This window comes from uncultured Arcanobacterium sp., assembly GCF_947253055.1.
Lineage (GTDB): Bacteria > Actinomycetota > Actinomycetes > Actinomycetales > Actinomycetaceae > Arcanobacterium_A.
Genome location: NZ_CAMXYE010000076.1, coordinates 1 through 6,743 on the forward strand (window position 1 = coordinate 1; position 6,743 = coordinate 6,743).

The 6,743-nt window shown below is 48.2% G+C and carries 8 protein-coding genes and 1 pseudogene; 5 read left to right on the top strand and 4 right to left on the bottom strand.

What is annotated here, in order from left to right:
* Positions 1-293: 293 nt before the first annotated feature.
* A complete protein-coding gene (locus Q0X35_RS05550; protein WP_297566364.1) occupies positions 294-830 on the bottom strand; it encodes a hypothetical protein in 537 nt (178 codons plus the stop codon).
* Between the two features lie 56 nt (positions 831-886).
* On the opposite strand from Q0X35_RS05550, the gene Q0X35_RS05555 reads away from it, so the two are divergent.
* Both Q0X35_RS05555 and Q0X35_RS05560 read left to right on the top strand, forming a co-directional pair.
* Positions 887-1,363 carry a tRNA (cytidine(34)-2'-O)-methyltransferase gene (locus Q0X35_RS05555; protein WP_297566366.1) on the top strand — a complete coding sequence of 159 codons (477 nt, stop codon included), beginning with the start codon at positions 887-889 and terminating at the stop codon, positions 1,361-1,363.
* 54 nt (positions 1,364-1,417) lie between these two features.
* Complete coding sequence (locus tag Q0X35_RS05560) at positions 1,418-1,711, top strand: helix-turn-helix domain-containing protein (protein WP_297566368.1); 294 nt, start codon at positions 1,418-1,420, stop codon at positions 1,709-1,711.
* A 49-nt stretch (positions 1,712-1,760) separates the two neighbouring features.
* On the opposite strand, the gene Q0X35_RS05565 is transcribed toward Q0X35_RS05560, so the two are convergent.
* Positions 1,761-2,633, bottom strand: coding sequence for an RNA methyltransferase (locus Q0X35_RS05565; protein ID WP_297566370.1), 873 nt, complete (start codon positions 2,631-2,633; stop codon positions 1,761-1,763).
* 27 nt (positions 2,634-2,660) lie between these two features.
* A complete protein-coding gene (glgA, locus tag Q0X35_RS05570) occupies positions 2,661-3,884 on the bottom strand; it encodes a glycogen synthase (RefSeq protein ID WP_297566372.1) in 1,224 nt (407 codons plus the stop codon).
* 200 nt (positions 3,885-4,084) lie between these two features.
* Between glgA and glgC the strand changes: the two genes are divergently transcribed.
* The 3 genes from glgC to Q0X35_RS05585 are packed head-to-tail and all read left to right on the top strand — an operon-like array spanning position 4,085 to position 6,531.
* Positions 4,085-5,329 (top strand): glucose-1-phosphate adenylyltransferase, encoded by a 1,245-nt coding sequence (gene glgC, locus Q0X35_RS05575; RefSeq protein WP_297566374.1) that lies wholly within the window; start codon positions 4,085-4,087, stop codon positions 5,327-5,329.
* Positions 5,330-5,368: 39 nt separating this feature from the next.
* The gene (gene serB / locus Q0X35_RS05580) at positions 5,369-6,283 is read left to right on the top strand and encodes a phosphoserine phosphatase SerB (protein WP_297566376.1); all 915 of its coding nucleotides are present in this window, start codon (positions 5,369-5,371) and stop codon (positions 6,281-6,283) included.
* Positions 6,280-6,531 (top strand): DUF6767 domain-containing protein, encoded by a 252-nt coding sequence (locus tag Q0X35_RS05585; RefSeq protein WP_297566378.1) that lies wholly within the window; start codon positions 6,280-6,282, stop codon positions 6,529-6,531. Before serB ends, Q0X35_RS05585 begins: the two co-directional genes overlap by 4 nt.
* Here Q0X35_RS05585 and Q0X35_RS05590 read toward each other — a convergent pair.
* A pseudogene (locus Q0X35_RS05590) lies at positions 6,504-6,743 on the bottom strand (ABC transporter ATP-binding protein); the annotation flags it as partial. The gene Q0X35_RS05585 and the pseudogene Q0X35_RS05590 sit on opposite strands and share 28 nt — an antisense overlap.

Here is a 6,743-nt window from a genome sequence, read left to right on the forward strand (position 1 = left end):
TTGAGGTGCTAGTCCTCGTATTAGAGGGTGGGGGTTCAAGTCCCCCTCCGCGCACTAACCACTTTTCCTTGATATACCAACGAAAAATGGCATTTTCAAAACGCCGAAAAACGCGTTTTTGGGACACCATTGGGACAAGGAAACAGAAATCAGAAAAAATTTTGGGACATCTCCTATCAAAAAGATGTCCCAAAAAGTTTTTTAGTAAATTTTAGCTAGCAGAAAACTTCTTTCAGCTTATCAATGCGAGTTTTCGATAAATCGCAAAGCCCGCCCCTCTCGCCTATTTTTATTTAGTATCCGGTGCTTTGCGCTCCCTCGTCATTTTTATCGCCCTCCGCATCACTATTTTGCTTTGGCATATCTCCGCTCCAGGCATCTTCGATATCGTCACTAATCGTAAGATCCAGCAATGCCACCGATAGGTCATCTAAACGCTCATGCAGCCGCGCTACTTCAGCCTTGCGTCTTTTTTCACTCATCGCCGCAAGCAGCGGAAGCGAATTCTCTAAAGCTCCAATCTCACTGCGCCAAAAGCGCACTTGTGCTGCTATTTCCGGTGTATTAGCGGAGGCGTAGAGATAGGTGGTCTGCTCGCGCAGCATAGCTATCCTTTGGGCCAGATTTTCTCCCGTACGCGTTTTCTTATTCTGTGCCGTGCGGCGAATTCTTTTCTCGAGTTTTTGGCGCAAATCCGGATTTTCGGCAAGCAATTTTCGTATCTCTGGCCCGTATTTACGCAGTATTTTAAAAAGAGCTGGCCCAGCTATACTAGCTATCCTTATAAGTGCCCGCATATTCCACATTTTATTTCCGCCTCTCAATTTCACAGTTTCCCCTTCTCATTCTACAAGCATATACGCAGCTTTTGCGTTACTCTGAATAAGTGCTGCATATAGTATTCCATGAACCAAAAATACCGGGAAATACCGGAAATGCGATTCGCCTAGCGGCTTGTAGCGGAGCATGTCTACACCTAATCGAGCCACTTGCTTTCGATTTTTCTGACGCTCATCTCCGTCGAGCTGGCTTGGATTATCACGACTTAGCGAAAGTAAAAATTCACCCTAATTGGGAAGAAGCAAAATCTTACTTCGGAGATCAGCGCCGAATTTTTGCTTTTACTTCTCATACTCGCAATTCCTATGCCACTGAAAAATATCAAGATGAAGATGTACTGCTTTTCGGCACGGAACCAACCGGTTTACCTGCTTCAGTGCTGGACGATGAGCGCATAACGAAGTTACTCCGCATTCCGATGCTGCCGGCGCGGCGTTCTTTAAACCTGGCTAATTCTGCTGCTATTGCCTTGTACGAAGCCTGGCGGCAGCTAGATTTTTTTCAGTCCGCCGAAATATCATAAAATTACCGTGTATACCCCGCCCACAAATAGCCGTGTATACCCCATAATTGTAACGTGAGCACCTATAGTCCAGCAGAAAAAATTCTCGCCTCCGCCTTGGCACAAGCCCTGCGGCGGCAACGCAAACTCATTGGAAAAACGCAAGAACAAATAGCTTTAGAAGCTGGTATTGACCGCAACCACTATCAACTCATGGAGTCGGCTCGCTCGGATCGAAGAAGCAATCGGCCTCTCAATCCGCAGCTTTTTACTCTTTTGAAAGTTGCCCAAGTACTGGAGTGTTCACTGCTAGATTTACTCGCTGAACCGCTCTATCTTTATGCACAAGCTACCAAAAAGATACGCTGACGCCGCCTTCTGCTTGAGCTGCCTTATCTGCCTAAACTACCAGAACTTCCTACACCCGCGGGCTATATATCCCCGCACTTCCTACCAGTTCCCAAGCAGCTAATGCGCCTGCTGCTGCCACGTTTAGCGAATCTATTCCATGGCACATCGGAATCATTACTTTATAGTCTGCAGCTGCTATTGTGCGCCCGCTCAAACCATCGCCTTCTGTGCCGAGAATAAGAGCTATATGAGCACTCGCAGCTGCCACTGCAGGAAGAGCAGCAAAATCTCGCAGCGAAATAGCTTCCTTATCGAGAGCTAAAGAAGCAGTAATCCAACCCGCTTCCTGTAGCTTCTTTATGCTGCGTGGCCAAGTGGATAATCGCGCCCAAGGCACTTGGAATACGCTACCCATAGATACTTTTATGGAACGCCGATAGAGCGGATCAGCACACGATGGACTCACTAAGATTCCATCTACCCCCAGCGCGGCTGCGGAACGAAAAATTGCCCCCACATTTGTGTGGTCCACCAGGTCCTCGAGTATGAAGATAATACGCCGACCTTTTTGCTTCGCTAACTGTTCTAAGAAAGTGTCTACTTCCGGTAGTTGCGGGCGGTTCATTGCCGCTAAAGCCCCACGGTGAATACGGTAACCAGTAATTTCCTGTGTCTGCTCCTGCGAAACTACAAAAATTGGCACCGCTGCCGGTGCATAGCCAGATTTTTCGAGTAGTTCTTCAATATCTTCCACCCAGCGCGGCGCAGATAGAATAGCGCGCGGCACATGCCCCGCCGCTAAACTTCGCGCGATTACTTTCAAGCCTTCTGCCAAATAAAGACCGCGTTCAGTTTCTAGCTTTTTTCGCAGCGCCACATCGGTAAGCGAAGTAAAATCTGCTAAGCGCTTATCCGTTATTTCTGTATTTATGATGCGCATCGAGAAATTTTCTACTTCTCTCCGCTCTTATCGGGAAAGAATATCTCGGTAAAATTCCATAGTCCGCTCGCCGATAGTTTCCCAGGCAAAATGTTCTTCTACCCGTTTTCTTCCTGCTTGCCCCATCTCTTTAGCTCGTTGCGGATTGGTACACATCTCCGTAAGCGACTGCGCTAAATCTTTTTCGAACTTATCCGGATTTAACGGTGTACCCGTGCCGTCGTTCACCTGCTCAATAGGTACTAAAGTGCCAGTAACTCCGTCTTCAATGCAATCAGGAATACCTCCCGTCGCCGTCCCTACTACTGGCAAACCCACCGCCATCGCCTCTAAATTCACTATTCCAAGCGGTTCATAAATCGAAGGAGTAACGAATACGGTAGAGCACGCTTCCAACTGCACAATACGGGCATGGGGCAGATGATCTTCAATCCAAACAATTCCAGAACGCTTTTTTTGTAAATCAGCCACTAAATGGCGAGTTTCTTCTGCTATTTCCGGCGTATCGGGAGCTCCCGCGCAGAGAATTACTTGAATATCGCTCGGTATCTGCGCCAAAGCCCGCAACAATCCCGGCACTCCTTTTTGCCGAGTAATGCGCCCCACGAAAACGATAGTAGGTTTATCCGGATTTAGACCATAAGTAGTGAAATACTTTCGCGCCTCTTCCCACTCAGCTATGCTTTGCGGAGCTTTCCAATCTTCTAAATCAATACCGTTGTGAATCACTCGCACCCGCTCCGGATCGATTGCTGGATAGCATCGCAAAATATCGGAGCGCATCGCATGCGATACGGCCACAATACCGGCCGCATTTTCGTAGGCAGTCTTTTCCACCCACGAAGAGACCTCATATCCCCCACCTAACTGCTCGCGCTTCCATGGGCGCAAAGGCTCGAGGGAATGTGCCGAAATTACGTGCGGAATGCCGTGCAGCATTGCTCCAATATGCCCGCCCATATTGGCATACCAGGTATGGGAATGCACAATATCGGCCCCAGCCACATCATTAGCCATCTGCAAATCGACTCCGAGAGTACGGAGAGCAGAATTAGCATTCTTAAGCTCGTGCGGGTAATCGTATCCTTGTACTTTAACGCCAGGAACTTCTTCTTTTAGCCGCGGTCCATCAAAAGCGTGTACCCGCACTTCGGCATGGTTTTTCAGCACCTTAGCTAATTCCGTCACATGGACTCCGGCGCCTCCGTAGACGAAAGGCGGAAATTCACGAGTCAATAAATCTACTCTCATTTCCTTCTCCTAAATTATCCCTACTCTCAACTTCTTCAGTCTACGTGATGCAGCTGAGAAAAACGCAGATATGAATTAGCGAAAGTGAAAATAGCTAATTTTTACGGGATAGAAACTGCGATGAAAAAGCAAAGTTAAAAAAATGAAAAATATCTGTGATGTGCACCCTATTTTTTCTGCTTTTGGGGTATGGTTGAAGTATGACTAAGAAACCCCATGTACTTGCAATTGTGCTCGCCGGAGGAGAAGGAAAGCGACTCATGCCGCTGACTGCCGACCGGGCAAAACCAGCTGTGCCCTTTGGCGGTATTTATCGGCTAATTGATTTTGCACTCTCGAATATCGTAAATTCTGGATATTTAAAGACGGTAGTGCTCACTCAATATAAATCACATTCACTTGACCGCCATATTGCCCAAACTTGGCGGATGTCCACGCTCATCGGCAACTATATTGCCCCGGTACCGGCGCAGCAACGCAAAGGTAAAGATTGGTTTCTTGGCTCGGCTAACGCCGTCTACCAGTCAATGAATGTAATTGAAGACGAAAAACCCGATATAGTCCTAATTACCGGTGCAGATAATATCTACCGGATGGATTTTTCCCAGATGATTGCCCAGCATGTTGAAAGTGGAGCCGGGCTCACTATTGCGGGAATTCGCCAGCCACTCGAACTTTCCAGTGCTTTTGGCGTGATCGACACGGACCCCACTGATGTAAAGAAAGTACGAGAATTTTTAGAGAAGCCGACCAGCTGCACAGGACTGCCGGATTCTCCAAATGAAATTCTTGCTTCGATGGGAAATTACGTATTCACCACCGAAGCCCTGGTAGAAGCCCTCCACAAAGATGCAGAAGACGATAGTTCTGCCCACGACATGGGAGGAAATATTGTGCCGGCCTTCGTAGAGCGCGGCGATTGCGGAGTATATGACTTCACCTTCAACGAAATCCCGGGTGCTACCGAGCGTGATTGCAACTATTGGCGCGATGTCGGCACTATCGACGCTTTCTTTGAAGCGAATATGGATCTTATTTCGGTGAGCCCGATTTTCAATCTTTATAATCGGGAATGGCCCCTTCTCACCGGCTACACCGGTCTCCCGCCTGCAAAATTCGTGTATGGCCACCACGAGCGCTTAGGGCACGCACTAGATTCCATAATTTCTCCCGGAGTGATTATCTCCGGCGGTGAAGTAATGGGCTCAGTACTTTCTCCTTTCGTACGCGTAAATTCTTGGTCTTCGGTACGAAATTCAGTACTTTTCGACAATGTACAAGTTGGAAGAAATGCAGTGGTGACAAACGCCATCGTGGATAAGAACGTCATAATTGAAGAAGGAGCCCAGCTAGGCGTGGATTTAGAGCGTGATAAAGAGCGCGGATTCCACGTAAGCGAGGGGGGAATTGTAGTAGTGCCGAAAGGCATGCACGTAGAGAAATAAAAATCTGTAAAGAAAATTTTCTCTAGTAGAATTACTACTATGAGTACATGGGATTACTGCGAGGGGGAGACGCCAGTGCGTTTCTCCCTCGCATCTTTGGACCCTTTTTCTATTAATTGGGAAGCAAAACTGCGGGATTTAGCTCCGGATATCCGAAATTTAACTGGGCGTAACCTCGACACTCCCAATTTTTATGCCCAAAGTTTCACGTTTACCACCTCTCACCCGCAGCAACTTCATCACCAAATTTCAAACTTTTTACCTTCCAGCTCCCGCAGTGCCACCGCTTTTTTCACCGGAAAATTAGCGCAACACGGGCCCCGCCTCATAATCAGCGATGTGGATTCTACTTTCATCAACGAAGAAGTGATAGAAGTACTGGCTCGTTTTGCCGGCAAAGAAGCGGAAATTCGCGCTATCACCACTGCCGCTATGCGCGGTGAACTAGATTTCTCGAAATCGCTGCACCAGCGGGTAGCTGCGCTAAAAGATTTACCTGCCCAAGTCTGCACCGATATTCTTCCTCTCCTCAGCTTCACTCCCGGCGTAGAAAATCTCTTAGCCGCGGGGCGAGCTCAAGGCGTAAAATTCGCCTTAGTGTCTGGGGGATTTATGGAGATAGTGGAAAATCTCGCTCAGAGCTGCCAAATTGACTACTTCTTAGCCAATAATCTCGAAAAATCTGCCGGCAAACTCACGGGGAATACTTGCGGAGATATTATTGACGCCCAAGCAAAAGCCATAGCGCTGAAAAAGTGGGCAAAAACAGAAAATATAGATCTGCAGCTAACTCTCGCCGTGGGCGATGGAGCAAATGATTTACAGATGCTGGATGCAGCTGGCTACGGGGTAGCATTCTGCGCTAAACCTCTCGTAAATGAGCATGCAGATACCGCCCTTCCTTTTCGCCGACTAGATGCGCTTGCCGCTCTGTGTGGATGGGATATACCGTGACACGCTCTTCCCGAAGTGGCCGCTCCACTCGCGGGCATTTTAACCAACCGGAGTGCCCGCTGCGTTTCGGCGAACCGTGTACACTCTGCCAAGCCTACGTAAGCGGACCAGAAGATTGCCAAACGGTAGCTTTAGTGATGAGCGACCCCGAATTGCGTAAACTCTGGGCAGAGCGGCGCAAAAAGTATTTAGCGCAAAAACGCCAAGCTCGCCAAGCCGCTCAAGCTAAAGATATAAGCTCTAAATAATCTGCCGACCAGAGGTCTTCTTCTCCATCGGGAAGCAGCAATACTCGTTGCGGATCGAGAGCCGTGACTGCTCCCTCATCGTGGGTCACCAAAATTATGGCTCCCTCGTAAAGTTGTAGGGCTTTCAAAATTTCCGCCCGCGAAGCCGGATCTAAATTATTAGTTGGTTCATCCAGAAGCAACACATTCGCTCCAGATACTACCAACATAGC